Annotated in this window: 3 protein-coding genes; all 3 read right to left on the minus strand. The window is 71.3% G+C overall.

Annotated elements, in window-relative coordinates; translation table 11 throughout:
• Positions 1–50: 50 nt before the first annotated feature.
• Positions 51–785 carry a DsbA family protein gene (locus ACRDP3_RS03815; RefSeq protein ID WP_431515370.1) on the minus strand — a complete coding sequence of 245 codons (735 nt, stop codon included), beginning with the start codon at positions 783–785 and terminating at the stop codon, positions 51–53.
• Positions 786–929: 144 nt separating this feature from the next.
• The gene (gene trpA, locus ACRDP3_RS03820; RefSeq protein WP_431515371.1) at positions 930–1,751 is read right to left on the minus strand and encodes a tryptophan synthase subunit alpha; all 822 of its coding nucleotides are present in this window, start codon (positions 1,749–1,751) and stop codon (positions 930–932) included.
• The gene (gene trpB, locus ACRDP3_RS03825) at positions 1,748–2,983 is read right to left on the minus strand and encodes a tryptophan synthase subunit beta (RefSeq protein WP_431515372.1); all 1,236 of its coding nucleotides are present in this window, start codon (positions 2,981–2,983) and stop codon (positions 1,748–1,750) included. The genes trpA and trpB overlap by 4 nt, the downstream gene beginning before the upstream one ends.
• Between the last annotated feature and the right edge of the window lie 78 nt (positions 2,984–3,061).

Below are 3,061 nucleotides of genomic sequence, written 5' to 3' on the forward strand. Positions count from 1 at the left end.
GCGGGCCCGCGAGGGCCGCCCGGACCGGCCCTGGACCCGGCCGCCCCGCCTCAGGCCTTCCGCTCGACCTTCTGCCGCAGCTTCTGCGGGGTCAGCGGCCTGGTCTGGCTGCCGTAGACGCTCTTGCCGTCGAGCAGGACCGTGGGCGTCGCGTGATGACCGGACTTCTCGAAGGCTTCGGCGGTCTTCGTCACCCAGGCGTTGTGCTTACCGTCGGTCACGCATTTGCGGAAGCGCGCGCTGTCGAGTCCGTCGACCTTGCCGGCGAGCTTGAGCAGGGTCTTGGTGCTCGCGAACTCGTCGGTCTGCTCCTCGGGCTGGTTCCAGTAGAGAACGTCGTGGTACTCACGGAACTTCCCAGCGTCCCGCGCGCACGCCGCCGCGTTCGCCGCCTTCCTGGAGCCGTTGCCGCCCACGTTGTCGTCGATGATCGTGACGAGGTGGTATTCCGCCTTCAGCTTGCCCCGCTTCTCCAGGTCCCGGATCGTGCTGCGGAACTCCTGCTCGAACTGGCCGCAGGCCGGGCAGCGGAAGTCCTCGTAGACGGTGAGCTTCGCGGGAGCGCCCCGCTTGCCCACGGCGATCGGCTTGGCGTCCGCGGTGTCGTCGCCACCGCCCTGGCGGGCGGCCAGGGCGGCCACCCCGCCGGCGATGGCGAGCAGCGCGACCACCACGCCCGCCATCCGCAGGCTCCTGCCGCGCTTCCGCGCCGCACGGTCCTGCACCCGCTGTTCCCGCAGCCGCTCTCTGGCGGCGCGCTTTCCCTCATCGTTCTGCTGGCTCATCACACCGTGGGCCAACGAACGAAGGGCCAGGTCGCGTGGCAGTTTTCCGCCGTTTCGCCCGAAAGAGCGAAGGGCGCGGAGCGGGCGTTCACCACCCCTCCGCGCCTCTCCGCGCCCTTCCGTGTCCTGTCGGCGTCCTGTCCGTCAGGACGTGCGCCGCCGCACGCCGGCCGCGAGTTCACCCGCCAGCGCCCGAACGCCCTCCAGTCCGGCCTCCAGGTCGTCCGGGTGCGCCAGCAGTTGCTTGACGAAGGCCGAGCCGACGATGACGCCGTCCGCGAACCCGGCGACCTCCGCGGCCTGTTCGGCGTGGGAGACACCGAGCCCCACACAGACCGGCAGCGGCGTCGTCGCCCGCGTCCGGTGCACCAGGTCCTGCGCCTCCCGGCCGACCGACTCCCGGGTTCCGGTGACGCCCATCAGCGAGGCCGCGTACACGAAGCCGCTGCCGGCCGCCGTGATCTTCGCCAGCCGCTCGTCCCTGCTGCTCGGCGCGACCACGAAGACCGTCGCCAGGCCGTGCTGCTCGGCGGCCTTGCGCCAGACCTCGGACTCCTCCACCGGCAGGTCCGGCAGAATGCAGCCCGCGCCGCCCGCATCAGCCAGTTCGGCGGCGAACCGCTCGACGCCGTAGCGGTCGACGGGGTTCCAGTACGTCATGCACAGCACCGGCTTTCCGGTCGCCGCGTGGGCCTCGCGCACCGTCCGTACGACATCGGCGATCCGGACCCCGCCGCGCAGGGCGATGTCGTCCGCGGTCTGGATGACGGGACCGTCCAGCACCGGGTCGCTGTGCGGCAGCCCGACCTCGACCACGTCGCAGCCGCTCTCCAGCATCGCCACGCATGCCCGTACGCCGCCCTCGACGGTCGGGAAACCGGCGGGCAGATAGCCGACCAGGGCGGCCCTGTTCTCGGCCCGGGCGCCCGCGAGTACGGAGTCGAGCAATTCGATGGTGCCGCTCACTTGTCCGCCCCCTCGTCGTACAGCCCGAAGTAGCGGGCCGCGGTGTCCATGTCCTTGTCGCCGCGTCCGGAGAGGTTCACCAGCACAAGCCCCTCTCCTCCCAGCTCCTTGCCGACGTCGAGAGCGCCGGCCAGCGCGTGCGCGCTCTCGATCGCCGGGATGATGCCCTCCGTCTCGCACAGCAGCCGCAGTGCCCCCATGGCCGCATCGTCGGTGACCGGCCGGTACTCACCGCGCCCGGACTTCTTCAGATACGCGTGCTCCGGGCCGATTCCCGGGTAGTCCAGGCCCGCCGAGATCGAGTACGGCTCGGTGATCTGGCCCTCGTCGTCCTGCAGTACGTAGCTGCGCGAGCCGTGCAGGATGCCGGGCTCCCCCACGGTCAGCGTCGCCGCGTGCTCGCCGGATTCGACGCCGTGCCCGGCGGCTTCCAGGCCGACCAGCCGGACGGCCTCGTCCGGCAGGAAGGCGTGGAAGAGGCCGATGGCGTTGGACCCGCCGCCGACGCAGGCGGCGACCGCGTCCGGCAGCCGTCCGGTCCGCTCCAGGATCTGGCGGCGGGCCTCGACGCCGATCACGCGGTGGAAGTCGCGGACCAGCCGGGGGAAGGGGTGGGGTCCGGCGACCGTACCGAAGAGGTAGTGCGTGCGGTCGACGTTGGCGACCCAGTCGCGGAAAGCCTCGTTGATGGCGTCCTTCAGGGTCCGGCTGCCCGAGGTGACGGGCACGACCTCGGCGCCGAGGATGCGCATCCGCGCGACGTTCAGGGCTTGGCGCTCGGTGTCGATCTCACCCATGTAGACGGTGCATTCGAGGCCGAAGAGCGCGCAGGCGGTGGCGGTGGCCACGCCGTGCTGGCCGGCGCCGGTCTCGGCGATGACGCGGGTCTTGCCCATCCGCTTGGTGAGCAGGGCCTGGCCGAGCACGTTGTTGATCTTGTGCGATCCGGTGTGGTTGAGGTCCTCCCGCTTGAGGAAGATCCGGGCGCCGCCCGCCTGTTCGGCGAACCGCGGCACCTCGGTCAGCGGGCTGGGGCGGCCCGTGTAGTGGACGAGCAGGTCTTCCAGCTCGGCGGCGAACGCCGGGTCGGCCTTCGCCTTCTCGTACTCGGCGGCGACCTCGTCGACGGCGGCGACGAGCGCCTCCGGGATGAACTTGCCGCCGAAGTCGCCGAAGTAGCCCTCGGCGTTGGGGATCCGCCCCTCGGGGTCGGGAATGAAGTAGTCGGACATCCGACGTGCTCCTCGTGAGAAGTCAGGTATGAGACATCGTGGTTCGGGTGCGTACCGGGCCTCGCGGCCCGGAGGGGG

This window comes from Streptomyces sp. (genome assembly GCF_050698815.1).
Lineage (GTDB): Bacteria > Actinomycetota > Actinomycetes > Streptomycetales > Streptomycetaceae > Streptomyces.

What these genes read in the sequence shown, in the direction of transcription:
- trpB (WP_431515372.1), bottom strand. Translation starts at nt 2,983, where the DNA reads ATGTCCGACTACTTCATTCCCGACCCCGAGGGGCGGATCCCCAACGCC.
- ACRDP3_RS03815 (WP_431515370.1), bottom strand. Translation starts at nt 785, where the DNA reads ATGAGCCAGCAGAACGATGAGGGAAAGCGCGCCGCCAGAGAGCGGCTG.